The organism is Acinetobacter bouvetii (assembly GCF_902753875.1).
Lineage (GTDB): Bacteria > Pseudomonadota > Gammaproteobacteria > Pseudomonadales > Moraxellaceae > Acinetobacter > Acinetobacter bouvetii_A.
The window spans coordinates 107,188-123,549 of record NZ_CADDTS010000040.1; the positions used below are offsets into that span (position 1 = coordinate 107,188).

The 16,362-nt window shown below is 44.1% G+C and carries 14 protein-coding genes and 1 riboswitch; of the genes, 7 read left to right on the forward strand and 7 right to left on the reverse strand.

Annotated elements, in window-relative coordinates; translation table 11 throughout:
• Window positions 1-86 precede the first annotated feature (86 nt).
• Window positions 87-1,889, forward strand: coding sequence for an ABC transporter ATP-binding protein (locus tag FB6_RS12160; RefSeq protein ID WP_174560242.1), 1,803 nt, complete (start codon window positions 87-89; stop codon window positions 1,887-1,889).
• A gap of 131 nt (window positions 1,890-2,020) precedes the next feature.
• On the opposite strand, the gene phoU is transcribed toward FB6_RS12160, so the two are convergent.
• Window positions 2,021-2,737, reverse strand: coding sequence for a phosphate signaling complex protein PhoU (gene phoU / locus FB6_RS12165; protein ID WP_174560243.1), 717 nt, complete (start codon window positions 2,735-2,737; stop codon window positions 2,021-2,023).
• A gap of 94 nt (window positions 2,738-2,831) precedes the next feature.
• Window positions 2,832-4,184, reverse strand: coding sequence for a TolC family outer membrane protein (locus FB6_RS12170; protein WP_174560244.1), 1,353 nt, complete (start codon window positions 4,182-4,184; stop codon window positions 2,832-2,834).
• A 267-nt stretch (window positions 4,185-4,451) separates the two neighbouring features.
• On the opposite strand from FB6_RS12170, the gene FB6_RS12175 reads away from it, so the two are divergent.
• From FB6_RS12175 to gluQRS, 6 genes are all read left to right on the forward strand, one after another.
• The gene (locus FB6_RS12175) at window positions 4,452-5,519 is read left to right on the forward strand and encodes a hypothetical protein (protein ID WP_174560245.1); all 1,068 of its coding nucleotides are present in this window, start codon (window positions 4,452-4,454) and stop codon (window positions 5,517-5,519) included.
• 92 nt (window positions 5,520-5,611) lie between these two features.
• A riboswitch (TPP riboswitch) is annotated at window positions 5,612-5,756 on the forward strand.
• Between the two features lie 123 nt (window positions 5,757-5,879).
• Entirely contained in the window at window positions 5,880-7,775 is a 1,896-nt protein-coding gene (thiC, locus tag FB6_RS12180; RefSeq protein WP_174560246.1) for a phosphomethylpyrimidine synthase ThiC, read from the forward strand.
• 78 nt (window positions 7,776-7,853) lie between these two features.
• The gene (locus FB6_RS12185) at window positions 7,854-8,474 is read left to right on the forward strand and encodes an NUDIX domain-containing protein (protein ID WP_174560247.1); all 621 of its coding nucleotides are present in this window, start codon (window positions 7,854-7,856) and stop codon (window positions 8,472-8,474) included.
• Window positions 8,475-8,484: 10 nt separating this feature from the next.
• Window positions 8,485-9,294, forward strand: coding sequence for a 3',5'-cyclic-AMP phosphodiesterase (gene cpdA / locus FB6_RS12190; RefSeq protein ID WP_174560248.1), 810 nt, complete (start codon window positions 8,485-8,487; stop codon window positions 9,292-9,294).
• Window positions 9,295-9,503: 209 nt separating this feature from the next.
• Window positions 9,504-10,031 carry an RNA polymerase-binding protein DksA gene (dksA, locus tag FB6_RS12195; protein WP_174560249.1) on the forward strand — a complete coding sequence of 176 codons (528 nt, stop codon included), beginning with the start codon at window positions 9,504-9,506 and terminating at the stop codon, window positions 10,029-10,031.
• Between the two features lie 4 nt (window positions 10,032-10,035).
• A complete protein-coding gene (gene gluQRS / locus FB6_RS12200) occupies window positions 10,036-10,953 on the forward strand; it encodes a tRNA glutamyl-Q(34) synthetase GluQRS (RefSeq protein WP_254592240.1) in 918 nt (305 codons plus the stop codon).
• A gap of 171 nt (window positions 10,954-11,124) precedes the next feature.
• Here gluQRS and ftsW read toward each other — a convergent pair whose 3' ends face one another.
• The 5 genes from ftsW to FB6_RS12225 form a co-directional block, all read right to left on the reverse strand.
• Window positions 11,125-12,321, reverse strand: a complete 1,197-nt coding sequence (gene ftsW / locus FB6_RS12205) for a putative lipid II flippase FtsW (protein WP_174560250.1) — start codon at window positions 12,319-12,321, stop codon at window positions 11,125-11,127.
• A 21-nt stretch (window positions 12,322-12,342) separates the two neighbouring features.
• Window positions 12,343-13,689: a UDP-N-acetylmuramoyl-L-alanine--D-glutamate ligase gene (gene murD, locus FB6_RS12210; RefSeq protein ID WP_174560251.1), complete on the reverse strand. Its 1,347-nt coding sequence runs from the start codon at window positions 13,687-13,689 to the stop codon at window positions 12,343-12,345.
• A gap of 177 nt (window positions 13,690-13,866) precedes the next feature.
• On the reverse strand, window positions 13,867-14,118 hold the full coding sequence (locus tag FB6_RS12215) for a DUF6587 family protein (protein WP_174560252.1): 252 nt from the start codon (window positions 14,116-14,118) through the stop codon (window positions 13,867-13,869).
• 30 nt (window positions 14,119-14,148) lie between these two features.
• Window positions 14,149-16,005: a ferrous iron transporter B gene (gene feoB / locus FB6_RS12220; protein ID WP_174560253.1), complete on the reverse strand. Its 1,857-nt coding sequence runs from the start codon at window positions 16,003-16,005 to the stop codon at window positions 14,149-14,151.
• Entirely contained in the window at window positions 16,002-16,262 is a 261-nt protein-coding gene (locus tag FB6_RS12225) for a FeoA family protein (RefSeq protein WP_217427342.1), read from the reverse strand. The genes feoB and FB6_RS12225 overlap by 4 nt, the downstream gene beginning before the upstream one ends.
• Between the last annotated feature and the right edge of the window lie 100 nt (window positions 16,263-16,362).

A 16,362-nucleotide genomic window follows, 5' to 3' on the forward strand; every position in this document is an offset into this window, starting at 1 on the left:
CTTCACAATTGAAAACATTGTATGCGCTTGTGACAGCGGCTCAACCGGCTTAGACTGAAATCCAGCTGATAATAAAAAAATTGCATATGAATTTATGGCACTTATTTCAAAAACTTCGCCCCTTTGTGCATCCCTATCGCCTGCTGGTGGTTGCCACACTGCTGCTCACTTTAATTGCCTCGTTCACCGCTCAGGTCAATGCCCTCACCTTACAATATGCGGTAGACAGCATTAACCGTCTGATTGAATCAGGTCAAGGACTGGCTCAAGGCTGGCATATTCTGATCAATATTTCGGTCATTTTACTGGGCAAAGAAGTCATCAATGCCTTCGTGCAGTTTGGACAGAAATTTTATGGTGAAAAGCTGCGGATTTTTGTTTCTCAGGATTTGGCCCAAGGCATCATTGAAAAATTCCTAACCTATCGGCTGGCGTTTTTTAATGAAGATCACAATCAGGCCGGTAAATTGCAGACCCGGATTGACCGTGGAATCGGTTCCCTTACCCGGCTGGTACAGATTTTCTTTATCGATATTTTACCGTTATTTACCAGTGCCATTGTGGCTTTGGGGCTGATGTTCTATGCCAACTTCTATGTTGGTTTGGTGGCCTTGTGTATTGTGCCCATTTACTTCTGGCTCACCTATAAACAGGCTCAGAAACTGGGCGGATGGCGGCGTAATTTACGGGATGGACGCGAGAAAAAAAGTCAGGGCATTTTAAGCATTATCAACTCGATTACCGTGATTAAATCTTTTAACCGTGAATCAATTGAATCCGAAAAACAGCTGAAACTGCAAAAAGAACTGACCGATAATCAGATGCAGACCCGCCAGACCAGTTTTTTGTTTGACGGATTAAAGACCTTTATTGAGCAGATCGGGATTGTACTGATCATCATTTTGACCGCTTATTTTGTATTGGACGGCCAAATGAGCATTGGCATGATTATGTACCATGTGCTGTTATTTAATAATGTTTCCGCACCGATTCGTTCGCTGCATCGTATTTATGATGAAGTGAATGATGCCATGATTTACTCCGAAAGTTTCTTTAGGATTTTGGAAGCCGACCATGAAATTGAACCCAGTGGCAGGCAAAAACCGCTTATCCATGGCAATTTCGAGCTGCAAAATGTCGAGTTCTATTATCCCAATGGTCACCATGCATTGAAGCAGATCAATATGCAGATTCAACCCAATAAAATCACTGCCTTGGTCGGTTTATCCGGTGCGGGAAAATCCACGCTGATCAGTTTGCTGGATAAGTTTTACCAGCCGGCATCCGGACAAATTCTGCTGGATGGCATGAATCTGGAACAGATCGATACCCAGTATCTGCGTGATCATATTGGTCTGGTGCTACAGAAAAATCATATTTTTCAAGGCACAATTTTTGACAATATCCGATACGGTAAAACTGATGCCAGCCTGGAAGAGGTCATGGATGCAGCTAAAAAAGCCTCCATTCATGAGCAGATTTTACAACTCCCTCAAGGCTATGATGCCGATGCACTGATGCTGTCCGGCGGTCAGCAACAGCGGATTGCGATTGCACGGATGTTCCTGAAAAATCCACCGATTATTTTTCTGGATGAACCGACGGCGAGTTTAGATGCGATTGCTTCGGAACAAATTAAACATAGTCTGGATCAGATCAAGCAAGGTCGTACTGTCATTATTATTTCACACAGTTTGTCGCAAATTATTGATGCCGATTATACCTATGTGATGAGAGAAGGTCGGATTGCAGAACACGGTGAACATGATGCGCTCTATCATCAGGACGGCGCGTATAAAGAAATTTTTGATGCCATGGCCAAGAGCCTGAATATTGAAAAAATCGCCAAAACCTTTGAAGAAGATGCGGAGGAAGAAACACATAGTTAAATATAAAGCAACAGCCTTATTAAACCAGTAGTTGAATTCAAGATAAATCATCTGCTGATGACCTTACCGTAAATGCATCGGTAATAAAAAAGCCTGTTATCAAATAACAGGCTTTTTAAACAGCATCAGTCTTAGCGCTGAACTTTTTCTTCAATCTCTTCCACGCTGGTATGGCGTACATCCAGACCTTTGACCATATAGATAACCTGTTCAGAAATGTTACGTGCATGGTCACCAATCCGCTCCAGAGAACGCAGCACCCACATCACATTAATCACACGTGAAATATGGCGCGGATCTTCAATCATATAAGTCATTAAAGTACGCGTAGCAGATTGATATTCACGGTCAATATCGGCATCGGCCAGCAAGACCCGTAAGGCCTGATCCACATCTAGACGGGCAAAGGCATCCAGAGCATCATGAATCATCACTCGGACTTGGTTACCAATATGACGGGTTTCCATATAACCGCGAGGCGAACTGCCCTCTTCACATAAATTCTGGGCAATCCGGGCAATTTTAGCCGCTTCATCACCAATACGTTCCAGGTCAGTATTGGCTTTAGACATGGCAATCACCATACGTAAATCAATGGCAGCAGGATGACGACGAGCTAAAATCAGGGTTAAAGCTTCATCAATCTCGGTTTCCATGCGATTGACCACATTGTCCTGAAATTGCACATCAATCGCCAAAGTGGCATCGGTATCCAGCAAGGCATGAATACTATTGGCCACTTGCTGCTCAACCAGACCACCCATGGTCATAAACTTGGTATTTACATCCTGCAAATCTTCATTAAATTGCGAAGAAATATGGTGATTTAATACCGGATTATTTGGCAAGGGACGTACTCCACGACAGCAATTTAAAAATGACGGATTCTGCTCAATATTAAAGCACAGCTAATATGAAGCTTTGATGACAAAAACAGGAAGATTAGCTGCTGGATGGCAAAGATTTTTCGATGAGCCAGGCATTCATTTCTTGCAAATCCTGTTCGGTTAATTTGCCTACAGCTGCTTTTAAACGCAAAACATTAATCAAATAATCATACTGGGCATTTAAATAATCCTGCTTGGCCGAAAAAGCATTTCTTTGCGCCAGCAGCACATCGACCATGGTTTTTAAACCTTCCTGATATTGGGCTTTGGAGGCTTGGGAAACAATCCGTGATGAATCCATGGCCGCTTTACGGGCCTGCAATTTGGCCTGATCAGTTTCGACCTGCAGATAAGATTTTTTCACATCGGTATTGGCTTTACGAATCGCAGCATCCAGTTGCACCTCAGTTTTTTTCACATTTACCGCGGCTTTTTGAATGGATTTTTTAGTCCGCCCGCCTGTATAGACATTCCAGTTCATCTCAATACCAATCTGGTCAAATTGACCATCACTGGAAATGACATTTTTCGGTGACTGTTTGCTATAGCCATAGGTACCGACCGCTTCAATCTGGGGATACAAAGCGGCTTTCTCGACCCGTTTCTGATCTTCTGCATAATGTTGCTGGATGCGGGCTTGCTGAATCGACAGATTTTGACTCAGTGCCAAAGCCGTCCAAGCATCCAGGTCCGCCGGATAAGGTTTTTGAAACTGAAAATCATCCCGAAGTACCGCCAAATTTTCTCGATAAGGGCCTATCAGCTGTGCCAATTGCTCCTGCGCCAGCACCAGTTGCACATGAGTCGAAATCCGGTTGGCACGCGCACTTTCATATTGTGCATTGGCTTCACTAACATCACTTTTTGCCACCAGCCCTTCTCGCAATTTGGCCTGCATCACATTCAGCTGTTGCAACAAGGCTTGCTCTTCTTGCAGGTTTGCCGCGGTTAAACTTTGCTGGCGCAGCACATTAAAATAGGTTTCAGAGACATTTAAGATATGTTCCTGACGCTGTAACTGTAAATTGATTTCACTCAAGTCCAGTGAAGTTTTAACCTGTTTTAATCCTTCCCAGGCATCCCAGCGAAAGATCGGTTGCCGGGCTGTCATGGCAATTTGCTTGGTGGTGGAAGAAGATGCAGAAAATGCATTTTCCGGAAATCCCGGAATGGTGGTTTGATTGCTGTCCTGACTTTTACGGGTCACATTCCCAGAAAGTGTCACGGTAGGCAACAAATTCCCTTTGGCAATCCCCAAATTAAGTTGATCAGCTTCATACTGTAAAAGATTGGCTTGCCAGTCAGGATCGGTATTTTTTGCACGCTGGTACGCTTCCACCAAATCCAAGGCATAACTGCATGGACTCAGCAATAAAACAGTAGCACTGATGACTATTTTAATATTCATTTTTTATGGTAAATCCCTACACCGGATCATTTACAACGCATATTTATAATAAAAGCCATGCAATACTAAAATGATCCACTCAATTTTCCGTATGATTTTTATTAATTTTTACAATCTACTCATGTGCAGTATTTTTATCAATACAATCTAAAGGAATAATCACAGCGAGTAACTAAACTCCTTCACAATACTACACAGAAAAAATTATTTTCAGCGATAAAATACCTTCAATCCATCAAATTATCGCTGTATGAATTCAGATATAGAATGACTGTGCCTTTAAAAACAATATTCTCTGTAAAGCGATGCTTTCCTTTTATTCTTTTTTTATTTCTACTCGGGTGTCAAAAACCTGAACCACAGCCTATGCCTGAACAAGTACAAAAGCAAGAACAGCAAGATGAAACGGTTGATCTTTCGGTATTGTGTAAAAATATTGAAAAAAATATGGCAGCCATTAATTCGGAACGCACTACTTTTGCCTTGGAACAGATTAATCAGGATTTAAAACTCTGTTTACCCCTTTCGACTTTCACAGTCCAACAACATTTATTAGCCTTGTCGAATCAGATGTATGACAACTTTCTGACTGTAGACCGCACCCCACCGCAGCAATCTGCCTTTGAAGACTATGCTTTTGAATTATCACAACATCCTACAATTCAACAGCAGCATTTTGAACAACTGACCTTACGCGACCAATATTTGTTAAAACACAAGGGGCAGGCTTATGTAGAACTGTTTGATGCCGGTAAAGGCTTAGTGCACTATCGCCGTAGCCCGGAGTATCTAGCCAAGATTTTTGCCCCCTACATGCCGCGTGCAGAACAGGTGTTTATTGAAAATTTGGCCACACAAAACATCAATCCTGTCTTTGTGGAACAAACTTTAGCCATTGAACCGCATGAAGTTGTTACCCGCGCCCTGTTTTGGGAGGAATATTTAAAACAATATCCAAAAAGCAGCTATCGTCGCGATGCAGAATATCTGCTGCAAATGTATAGCCTGTTTCTATTTATCGGACTGCCGGACTCCCCTGTTTCAGACAATTACCTCGACAAATATGACATTCAAAATACTTCACTGGATGAAATTGAAAAGTTAGCTCAGGTGAAACATTCACATTTGGCTGTTCAGGCACAAAAATTTCTACAATTTTTACAATTATCGGAACCACAACGCTTAAAAGAAACATCTGTCCAGCTCAGTGCGCAGGAATCACCATCTGAAAATAAAAATCTTTTGGTACGCAAACAATTAGAACAGTATTTAGGGCTACAACATCTTAGCCTGTCTCCAACACGAGACTGTTTTAGTGATGCGGTATGCCTATAAGTCTCCTTCCCTTACAGACAGCTTCTATAAATGGCTTAAAAGCGATATTTAATGTGAATGTTTTTTAGCAGTTCGGCATGTTAATATTTGCCCATAGCTTGACGGAGCGCGAGTAACAACTCGCTGAGATCACTTAAATACTATTGATACCAGTTTAGATATCTATGGCATTTGATGGTGAGTACCGTTGAACCTGATCAGGTTAAGACCTGCGTAGGAATCAAGCCATCTAAAAACTTAAGCCCCCGGTTTCGCTGTATCTGGATATGAGAACTTGATCTCAGACCTCATAGAGCAGATAAACCTGCCACGTTTTTGATCGTGCTTGATTCGTTGATGTCATTCATAAGGATCATTGCAATGAGCCAATTAACGAATCTATCTGCAACAGAAATTTCTGCTCAACACGAGCAAGATGCCAAAGATCTCACCCGAATTTTACCCGCGTCAAAAAAAGTCTATATCCAGGGTTCACGTCCGGACCTGCAAGTGCCGATGCGTGAAATTGCATTGACCGACACACCAACCGGCTTGGGCGGTGAACCCAATCCAGCCATTATGGTCTATGACACTTCGGGCGTTTATACTGACCCGAATGTGCAGATTGATCTGAATCAAGGTTTGCCGCATGTGCGTGAAAACTGGATTGAAGAACGTCAGGATACGGAACGTTTAGGCACACTGACCTCAAAATTTGGACAGGAACGTCTGAAAGATATTCGCACGGCAGATATTCGCTTTGCCCATATCCAAAAACCACGTCGTGCCAAATCCGGCAAAAATGTCACTCAAATGCACTATGCACGTCAGGGTATCATTACCCCGGAAATGGAATATATTGCCATTCGTGAAAACCAGCGCCAGCTGGAAAACGTGGATGCCCGTCAGCATGCAGGGCAAAACTTTGGCGCAAAAAACCTGACTGAAATCACCCCTGAATTTGTCCGTCAGGAAGTGGCTGAAGGTCGTGCCATTATTCCAGCCAACATTAACCACCCTGAAATTGAGCCGATGATTATCGGTCGTAATTTCCTGGTCAAGATCAATGCCAATATTGGTAACTCTGCTTTAGGTTCCAGCATTGATGAAGAAGTGGCGAAAATGACCTGGGCGACCCGCTGGGGCGCAGACACCATCATGGATTTATCTACCGGTAAAAACATTCATGAAACCCGCGAATGGATTATCCGTAACTCGCCTGTGCCAATTGGTACTGTTCCGATCTATCAGGCACTGGAAAAAGTCGATGGTGTGGCCGAAGATTTAACTTGGGAAATCTTTAAAGACACCCTGATTGAACAGGCTGAACAAGGCGTGGACTATTTCACCATTCATGCCGGCGTGCTTTTAAGATATGTCCCTCTCACAGCCAACCGTTTAACCGGTATTGTTTCTCGTGGCGGTTCCATCATGGCACAGTGGTGTCTGGCGCATCATCAGGAAAACTTCCTCTACACACATTTCGATGAAATCTGTGAAATCATGAAGGCCTATGACGTGTCGTTCAGTCTTGGTGATGGTTTACGTCCGGGCTGTATTCAAGATGCCAATGACGAAGCACAGTTCAGCGAATTACGCACTTTGGGCGAATTGACGCACCGTGCCTGGGAACATGATGTGCAAGTGATGATTGAAGGTCCTGGACACGTGCCCATGCATATGATCAAGGAAAATATGGATCTGCAACTTGAAGTCTGTCAGGAAGCCCCATTCTATACCCTTGGCCCTTTAACCACGGATATCGCACCGGGTTATGACCATATTACTTCAGCGATTGGTGCGGCCATGATTGGCTGGTACGGTACGGCCATGCTCTGCTATGTCACTCCGAAAGAACATCTGGGCTTGCCAAACAAGAAAGATGTGAAAGATGGCATCATCACGTATAAAATTGCCGCGCATGCGGCCGATTTGGCCAAAGGTCATCCGGGTTCACAAGTACGTGACAATGCTTTATCCAAGGCACGTTTTGAATTCCGCTGGGAAGATCAGTTCAATTTGAGTCTGGACCCGGATACGGCACGCAGCATGCATGATGAAACCATGCCTAAGGAAGCACATAAGTCAGCGCATTTCTGTTCGATGTGTGGACCAAAGTTCTGCTCCATGAAAATCACCCAAAATGTTCGTGATTATGCGAAAAATCAGGAGAATACTGCTGCGTCTCAAGCCAACGATGCCGAGATTGAAGCGGGATTTGAAAGTATGAAAACCAGCTATCAGGAACATGGTCAAAAACTGTACCACAAGCTGTAATCCGATAAAAAATCTTTTATTTTCATAAAATTCTCGGTTAGGATGACTGCATGTTTTTCATCCTGACTGGGCTATAAGATGAATATTATTCAACAAGCCACCTATAATAACGACGAAGTCAAAATTCAGTCACGCGAATACCTTTTTCGCGGTTTCATTCAGGTTGAAAAAGTACATCTGCGCCATCGTTTATTTAACCAAACCGAATTTACCCCCGTTATTCAGCGTGAACTGATTCACCGGCCTGAAGCTGCGGGTGTATTAATTTATGATGATGCCCAGCAAAAATTTGCCTTGATTGAACAATTCCGTGTCGGCGCGATGGATGATGCAGAGTCCCCTTGGCAACTGGAAATTATAGCAGGGGTTTTGGATGGCCATGAATCACCTGAAAGCTGTATACGCCGTGAAAGTCTGGAAGAATCTGGCTGTGAAATAGATCAACTGCAGCATTTATTCAGCTTCTATCCTTCGGCAGGTGCCTGTTCCGAATTATTCCATTTATATGCCGCCCATGCCCAACTGCCAAAGCAGGGCGGAGTTTTTGGCATGCCCGATGAAGGGGAAAATATTCAATTGCATTTGATTGATTATAGTGAGATTGTTACTCTACTCGGCAATGGTCGATTAAAAAATGCACCGGTCATTATGGCATTGCAATGGTTACAACAACATATTAAAACGACAAGGAATGTCTAAGGAGTCGGACATGACTTTATTCAATAACAATCCAGATCAACAGGACTGGATCATTATTCAGATTTCAGACACACATCTGATGAATCAGGACGATTTAGAATTTGTGCATATGAATCCGGAACAGAGTTTTCATGCTGTCATCAAACAGATTCAGCAGCAGTATCCCGATGTCGATGCCATCATCAATACGGGCGATCTTGCACAAGTGCCGGTTAAAGAAACCTATGACCGTTATTTGTCTTTCATGCATCAGGTGGGCATTCCGTTTTATCAAATCCCTGGCAATCATGACAATATAGAGATTTTCCCCTTCTATCAAAATAAAAATCAGGCACATGCAATTCATTTTGGACCATGGAGCATCGTACTGTTAAATAGCGCAGTACCCAACAAAATCGACGGCCGGATTGAACCTGAGCAATTGCAACAGCTCGATCAACTTTTATCAAAATACCAACAGCAATTTGTGGTGGTAGCATGCCATCATCATCCTTTTGCAATGCAATCAAAATGGATCGATCAGCACAAACTGAAAAATACTGAAGATTTAACCGATATTCTGGCCAAGCATAGCAATGTCAAAGCGGTGATTTGCGGTCATGTGCATCAGGATTCTTTAAATGAATGGCACAATATTCAGTTTTTCTCCACTCCCTCCACCTGTGTCCAGTTCAAACCTTTAAGTGATGATTTTGCACTGGATGACCAAGCTCCGGGTTTTCGTGTATTACATTTGAAAGCGAATGGTCAACTGGAAACCCAAATTCATCGTGCCAAAACAGCGCAGCAACAAATTAATAGAGAAATTTCAGGTTATTAACTTTTCATTTTGTATTTTTTCTATTACTTTATGGCTTCTGAAGGAAGCATGATCGATAGAATCCGGCCATCAAAGACTATCAAAAAGCACAAAAAGTCTATATGATGACGACCCTCGCAGGAAAATCTCCTGAGGGTTGGATAAAAACACTTGCATATCACCATATTTTTTGCGTATAGATAATACGTATATGATGAGGAATGCCCTATATGGCGAATGACAACCAAAATCAAGTCTTGGACGAACAAACTGATGTTGTAGATGAGAAATCTGCAAAACGCGTGCGTAAAACGAAGCCAAAAGCGTCAGAAAGTGGTTCTACTGCTAGCTTATTTGGTATTGCACCTTATCAGCCTAAAAAAAATGAAGAATACATGTCTGAAGGACAGCTTGAGCACTTCCGCCAAATCTTGTTGGCATGGAAAGCTGAACTGATGTCTGAAGTAGATCGCACCCTAAATACCATGCAAGATGAAAACACTGCCTTGCCTGACGTCAATGACCGTGCGACACAAGAAGAAGAGTTCGCAATTGAACTGCGTACCCGTGACCGTGAACGTAAACTGATTCGCAAGATTGAGCAATCTATTGAAGCGATTAAGAACGATGACTACGGTTTCTGTGAAACTTGCGGTATTGAAATTGGTCTGCGTCGTCTTGAAGCACGTCCAACTGCTACCCTTTGTATTGACTGCAAAACATTAGCAGAGATCAAAGAGAAGCAAAATAACGGTTAATACTGTGTTAAGTAATCCCTCCCTAACCCTCCCTTTAAAAAAGGGAGGGAAAGATGAAGTGAATTACAAGGGTCGGTTTGCGCCATCGCCAACCGGCCCTTTGCATTTTGGTTCTTTAATTACCGCCGTCGCCAGTTACTGCGATGCCCGTGCCCATCAAGGTCAATGGGTGGTCCGAATTGAAGACACCGACATTCCTCGCATCTATCCCGGCAGTGAAGAGCATATCCTGCGCTCCATTGAAGCCTTTCAATTTGAACCCGATGCCGAGATCATTTTCCAAAAAGACCGTCTGGAACTCTATGAGCAGGTCATTGAGCAACTCCATCAGCAAGGCTGGGTCTATGCTTGTCAGTGCACCCGTAAAATGCTCGGCTCCAATCATATTTATGCCGGAACTTGCCGAGATCTAAATCTGCCTTTCGAGCAGCAAGCCATTCGCCTGAAAGTATCGGATCAGGAAATCTGCTTTAGCGATCGTCTGCAAGGCCGACATTGTTCCAATCTCCAACAAGATTTAGGCGATTTCGTACTGAAGCGTCGTGATGGCATTATCAACTATCAACTCGCTGTGGTGGTGGATGATGATCTGCAAGGCATGACCCATGTGGTTCGTGGTGCAGACCTGCTGGATAATACTGAACGGCAAATTTGGTTGGGTTCAATACTCGGTTATCCCAAACTTGAATATATGCACCTGCCTTTAGCCATGAATGATCAGGGACAAAAGCTTTCCAAGCAAAATCTTGCTCAGGCACTTGATCTCAATCAAGCCCCTGTATTATTACAACAGGCAATTCGTGCTTTGCATCAACCAGAAGTGGATTTAGACACCCCTTCTCAGATGCTCAAGCAAGCGATTGCCCAATGGGATATTGATCTGATTCCACATACGCCCGAATTACAAGGCAGCTATTTATAATAGGCGGGATGTCAGTTAGGCTCAAAGATCAAGCTGAAAAATGGCAGACTGAACCGGTTTATTATTTGTGAAATGATTCCCAAAGCGCAGATAAAATGTCTGCATTATGGCACTAAAAAGCCGAGCACCGTTTTAAACCTTGCTCGGCCGAATCGAGAATTAGAAACCTGTTTAGAAGCTGGATTCTTCTTTACTTGGATTGGCTTTTTGGGTTGTAGCATCAATTTTTAAAACCAAACTGATCATCACCGCACACATAATTAACGATGACCCGCCATAACTGATAAACGGCAAGGTCAAACCTTTGGTTGGTAGCATGCCCATATTCATGCCGGCATTTACCAAAATTTGCAGCAGGAAAATGATACTGATACCGTAAGCCAAATAGCCTGCGCGTAAATATTGATGTTGCAAGGCACGATGGCCAATTTTGATACAACAGACCACCATGGTAAAAGACAGGATCAAAACGGTGCTAATGCCAAAGAAGCCAAACTCTTCACCTAAAATCGCCAACATAAAGTCGGTATGCGCTTCAGGTAGATAAGACATTTTTTGGATACTATGTCCTAGTCCAACCCCAAACCATTCACCGCGACCAAAGGCCATCAATGCATTGGACAGCTGATAACCAGTACCCAGCGGGTCAGCCCAAGGATTGGTAAAAGACAATGCCCGTTGCAGACGATAAGGTTCGAAGATAATCGCCACGGCTAGGCCGATGATGATCGCCACCATAAAACCGATAAACTGAATGGGTGGTGCTCCCGCTAAAAAGAATACCCCCAAAATCATCAACACGATCACCGCTGTTGCACCCAAGTCCGGTTCAGCCAGAATCAAACCTACGGTAATCACCATGACCGCGCCCAGACGGAACAAGCCAGAAAGATTATTTCGTACCTCTTCTGCCCGTCGCACTACATAATCTGCAGTAAAGATCGCCATCATGACCTTGGCGACTTCGGATGCCTGTAAGGTAAATCCGGCAATACGAATCCATCGTGTAGAACCGTTGACTTCCGTACCGGCAACCAGTACCACTGCCAACAACAGAATCGTCATGATCCACAGCGGAAAAGTATTATTGAACCAGACATTCAGCGAAACACGATAAGCCAGAAATGCAGCAACACCACCCACAAAAATGGATATGCCGTGTCGAATGATGTAGTGAAATGCATTTTCATGTAGTCGATCCGCATAGGGCATCGAAGCCGATGCCACCATGATCGAACCGATACACAGCAAGGCAATCACACAAAAAATCAGTACATTCCGCGGCGTAACTTCAGCAGGGATTTTCGGTCCCCACTCATTATAGACCTGATTAATTTTATTGATGGTCGTCTGAGCTAACCCAGCCATACAGCTTTCCTTATCGTTCTTTTAAGCCAGTGTATTTACACAATCGACAAATTGATGTCCACGTTCACTATATCCCTTGAACATGTCAAAACTTGCGCATGCTGGAGATAATAATACGACATCGTTGGCTTGTGTATGCTGCTGACACAATTCTACTGCTTCTTTCAGGCTTTCTGCATGAATTAAATGGGTTGTGCCCTGAATAGCCGCTTCAATAATCGGACGATCTTCACCAATCAATACCGCGACTTTGGCATATTTGCTTAAAGAGTCACGTAAAGCAGTAAAATCCTGACCTTTGCCCTGTCCACCCAGGATGATTGCCACTTTACCCTGTTGCGGCTCAATGGCAGCCCCCAGACCATCAATGGCTGCCAATGTTGCACCAATGTTGGTTCCCTTGGAGTCATTGTAATAACGCACGCCATGGACTTCTTTGACAAATTCACAGCGATGTTCCAGACCTTTAAAGGTTTTTAAGGTTTCCAACATGCTGTCCAATGGCAGACCAATAGCTTCACCTAAAGCCAGACAAGCCAAGGCATTGGCAACGTTGTGCGTACCCTGAATATACATGTCTGAGCTTTTCAGTAAACGTTCGCGACCACGTGCCAACCAGATGGTGCCATTATCTTCTTTTAAAATACCGTATTGATTTAAATCCGGGGCATTCAGACCAAAGCTCTGCATCGGTGTGTTATCTGGCACCAATGGACGGGTAAGTGAATCATCACGATTAAAGACCACTTTTTTCACACCCTGAAAAATGCGGTGCTTCGCAGTGTGATAGCCAAACATATCACCATGACGATCCAGATGATCTTCACTCATGTTGAGCACCACAGCCACTTCAGCGTTCAAATTCGAGGTGGTTTCCAGCTGGAAGCTCGACAGTTCCAGAATATACAGTTCAGGATCATCTTTGGTTAAATCCAGTGCCGGACGTCCCAAGTTACCGCCTACAGCCACTTTCTTGCCGGCATCTTTGGCCATTAAACCGATTAAGGTGGTGACAGTACTTTTGGCATTTGAACCGGTAATCGCCACAATCGGTTTATCGGTAGCACGGCGTAAAATCTGAATTTCACTGACCACTGGAATGCCTTTGGCAATTGCGGCCTGAATTTCTGGAATTTTAGGATCAAGTCCCGGACTAATCACAATTTCTTCAGCTTGTAATAACAAGTCCTGATCCAACTGACCAAAACTGGTTTGAACATCTACCGGAATCTGGTCATGCCCTGGTGGTGTCTTTCGGGAATCTGTTACTGCAACGCGGTAGCCATTTTCATGTAAGAAATTTACTGCTGCAACACCTGATATTCCGAGTCCTGCAACGACTTTTAATCCACCACGCTGTATTAACATTTTTGCCCCATTTTATGGTCTGTTTTTAAAACTGACAAAATGTTAGCACTTTGCCGTTTTGAATGCTTTTTCTGTTTTGACTTTATCTCGGCTTTTTTGTGTCAGCGCGTAAAAAAACCGTCATAAAAATGACGGTTTTTCAAAATACTGATCTAAAGTGGAAATAAAACTTGAAAGTTACTTCCATTTTACTGCTTGGACTTCAGGTTTTTTCTGCACTGGGTCTTCATTTGCAGAACAGCCACAACTGCCGCCGCAACCTGAAACCATCGCCGGCTTTAACCACTTTGCCAAAGCTGTCCAGCCCTGCTTTTCACAGTGCTTAGACAGTGCCGTGAAGACTGAGTTCGATGTTCTGGGAAAAACTTTCTTAAACACCACGACAGCACTCCAAATGACCAATGCGGCAACAATTAGAATTTCAATCATCTCAGTCTCCTTTCACAACCTTAAATAACATTATCCAAAGTAATGTGAAGCAATTTGATAAGTCAGGAATGACATCACATAGGCCAGACCAAACAGGTAAATCGTCATGAACGATACAGTTTTCCATGAACCGGTTTCACGGCGCACGGTCGCCAGCGTCGCCAGACAGTGCGGTGCATAAATAAACCACACCAGTAGCGACAAACCGGTTGCCAATGACCAGCCCAAGTCACCTGTGCCACCAATAATCGAAGCCAGACCTTGAGACATGGCATCTTCATCGACCGCAGACAGTGCATAGACGGTACCCAATGCTGCCACCACCACTTCACGGGCAGCCATGGCAGGAATCAGGGCAATACAAATCTGCCAGTTAAAGCCTAGAGGAGCAAAAATTGGCTGCATCACATGACCCAGCATCCCCGCAAATGAATAATCAATTGCCGGGCCTGTCGCCCCATCTGGTGCTTGCGGGAAAGTACACAGGAACCATAGTAAAATAGACAGCGCGAAGATGATGCCACCAACTCGTTTCATAAAGATCTTGGCGCGATCCAGCAAACCGATCCACACGCTTTTGACATCAGGAAAACGGTAGCTTGGCAACTCCATCAACAACATATGCTGTGATTTGTCTTTCTGGAAAAATTTCAGCACGGTTGCCACAATCAGGGCACTGACAATCCCAGCCATGTATAGCGCAAACAGCACCAGACCTTGCAGGTTAAAGATGCCCCAAATCATTTTTTCTGGAATAAAAGCAGCAATCAGCAAGGCATATACTGGTAAGCGAGCTGAACAGGTCATCAGCGGTGCCACAAAAATCGTGGTTAAACGGTCACGTGGATCACTGATGCTACGGGTGGCCATAATGCCCGGTACTGCGCAGGCAAAGCTGGACAGCAGCGGAATAAAGGCACGTCCAGAAAGACCTGCTTTAAACATTAATTTATCCAGTAAAAATGCCGCACGCGGTAAATAACCCGATTCTTCCAGTACCAAAATAAAGAAGAACAGGATCAAAATCTGCGGCAGAAACACCACCACACCGCCCGCACCGGCAATAATTCCATCCACCACCAGACTATTCAACAGTGGATGGGAAATATATGCACCTACCGCTTCACCCAGCCAGCCAAAGAAGCTTTCAATGCCGTCCATAAACGGTGCTGCCCAGGCAAATACCGCCTGAAACACAATGAACATCATCACGGCCAGACTGACCAAACCTAAAACAGGATGTAAAAATATTTTATCCAGGAAGTCTGAACGTTTATCTTCCTGATCGACCGAATGCACCACATCATGCAAGATGGTTTCAATCTTATGATGGTTACTACCGGTTAAACCACTGAGTTCAGTATGCGGCGTTGAATATTTGCCTTGATCAAGCGCATTCATCAGGTTTTCAATCCCTGAATTACGCACTGCTACAGTTTCTACCACCGGAATCCCTAAGCGTTCCGCCAGTTTTTGCGTGTTGATTTGCATGCCACGACGGCGTGCTTCATCCATCATGTTCAACACCAGCAGAATCGGACGACCCAGCTCAATCATTTCCAGAACCAGACCCAAATGCAGTTTTAAGTTGGTGGCATCGACCACACACAGAAATGCATCTTGCTGACCTTCTTCTGCAATTTTGCCTTGCACCACGTCGCGGGTAATCGCTTCGTCCGGACTGGTCGCGTCCAGACTGTAGGTCCCCGGCAAATCCAGCACCCGAACCGCACGTGCTGAAGGTAAGGTAAATTGACCAACTTTACGCTCAACCGTAACCCCGGCATAGTTGGCCACCTTTTGCCGCGTTCCGGTCAAATGGTTAAATAATGATGTCTTACCGCAGTTTGGGTTACCTACAAGGGCAATACGTAGCGCATCACTCATGCAGTGATCCCCTCTTCAATTTCAATTTTTTCAGCTTCAACTTTACGCAGTGCGAAACGGGTAAACCCCACCTGGATCAGGATGGGATCGCCACCAAATACTCCCTTGGTAATGACCTGAACTTTTGTTCCCGGTACAAAACCCAAAGTTTCTAAACGACTCGCCACCAGATCGGTCTGAGCTGTATCACCATCCAAAGTACGATTCACTTTGCTAATGATGGCAGTTTGTTTCGCTTTCAATTCTGACAAACGCACCGCATCGCTTCCTAAAATATTTAGTACAGTATACAAACAAATGAGAATAATTACCAAGTAAGGTTTGATTCCAATTCTCATCTTGTTTGCAGTATTCGAC

Bases quoted from the DNA above. Each gene is read 5' to 3' on its own strand.
- FB6_RS12160 (WP_174560242.1), top strand. From the start codon at position 87: ATGAATTTATGGCACTTATTTCAAAAACTTCGCCCCTTTGTGCATCCC.
- FB6_RS12170 (WP_174560244.1), bottom strand. From the start codon at position 4,184: ATGAATATTAAAATAGTCATCAGTGCTACTGTTTTATTGCTGAGTCCA.
- FB6_RS12175 (WP_174560245.1), top strand. From the start codon at position 4,452: ATGACTGTGCCTTTAAAAACAATATTCTCTGTAAAGCGATGCTTTCCT.
- thiC (WP_174560246.1), top strand. From the start codon at position 5,880: ATGAGCCAATTAACGAATCTATCTGCAACAGAAATTTCTGCTCAACAC.
- FB6_RS12185 (WP_174560247.1), top strand. From the start codon at position 7,854: ATGAATATTATTCAACAAGCCACCTATAATAACGACGAAGTCAAAATT.
- cpdA (WP_174560248.1), top strand. From the start codon at position 8,485: ATGACTTTATTCAATAACAATCCAGATCAACAGGACTGGATCATTATT.
- dksA (WP_174560249.1), top strand. From the start codon at position 9,504: ATGGCGAATGACAACCAAAATCAAGTCTTGGACGAACAAACTGATGTT.
- ftsW (WP_174560250.1), bottom strand. From the start codon at position 12,321: ATGGCTGGGTTAGCTCAGACGACCATCAATAAAATTAATCAGGTCTAT.
- murD (WP_174560251.1), bottom strand. From the start codon at position 13,689: ATGTTAATACAGCGTGGTGGATTAAAAGTCGTTGCAGGACTCGGAATA.
- FB6_RS12215 (WP_174560252.1), bottom strand. From the start codon at position 14,118: ATGATTGAAATTCTAATTGTTGCCGCATTGGTCATTTGGAGTGCTGTC.
- feoB (WP_174560253.1), bottom strand. From the start codon at position 16,005: ATGAGTGATGCGCTACGTATTGCCCTTGTAGGTAACCCAAACTGCGGT.